General features: G+C 70.4%; 1 protein-coding gene. It reads left to right on the top strand.

All coding sequences use genetic code 11. The features are described 5' to 3' along the window. Positions 1 to 533: 533 nt before the first annotated feature. On the top strand, positions 534 to 937 hold a 404-nt coding region (locus GMA12_RS18155), incomplete at its 3' end, for an FAD-dependent oxidoreductase (protein WP_162460052.1).

The raw sequence follows: 937 nt of genomic DNA, 5'->3' as shown, positions 1-937 counted from the left end.
GCGGCGTACTTCATGAAGTCCCCGCCCGAGCAGCAGGCCGACGACACCGCCCGGGCCAACCTCGAGGCCTTCATCCGGGGCGAGCGCGAACGCTGAGCAGCGCCCCTCCCGGGCCCCCGGATCACCCCACGGAGCACCTCGCGGAGCACCGCCGCACCGGTGACATGAGGTCCTTCCCGAGCTCCGTCGGCGTGGACCCGCTCATGCCGTCGACGCCGCCCTCCTGGGCCGGCGGGCCTCGCGCCCTCGACGCCGGAAAGGGCCGGGGAACCGGCAGGAATCCTGCCCTGTGCAACGTGAGTCACACTGCGCAACATTGTCCGCGGGGCCCGCCGCGCCCTCGGGAATCACGGCGACCCCGGGACCGGGGCAGGAAAAGTCGTCCGGAATGCTTGACAGGCCAATGTGGGACGCATCACGCTGAACCTCACAATATGAAGCACGTTGCGCAATACGCGGCAACGAGCCGAGAGGTCCACCCGCCCGGCGCCGCACTGCTGTTCCCGCACCCACTGAACTGAAAGGGGTCCTTCATGGAGTCCCTCGTCATCGTCGGAGCCTCGCTGGCCGGTCTGTCGGCCGCGCGGGCGGCTCGCAGCCTCGGGTTCGGCGGGCGCGTGGTGATCATCGGTGATGAGCTGCAGCGTCCCTACGACCGTCCGCCGCTGTCCAAGGACTTCCTGGCCGGGCGGATCGAGGTTGCGGATCTGACCCTGGAGACCGATACGGAGGCCCTGGACGCGGAGTGGATCCTCGGGACCCGGGCGGTGTCCTTCGATCCGTCCACCCGCACGGTCCACCTGGCCGACGGCACCACCGTGCACGCCCCCGCCCTGGTGATCGCCACCGGCGCCTCCCCTCGGACCCTGCCCCAGATCGCCGACGCGACCAACGTGGTGAGCCTGCGCACCATCGCCGATGCGCAGAAGCTGCGCGA

Source organism: Kocuria sediminis (assembly GCF_009735315.1).
Lineage (GTDB): Bacteria > Actinomycetota > Actinomycetes > Actinomycetales > Micrococcaceae > Kocuria > Kocuria turfanensis.
This window is presented reverse-complemented; position numbering and strand designations above follow the sequence as displayed.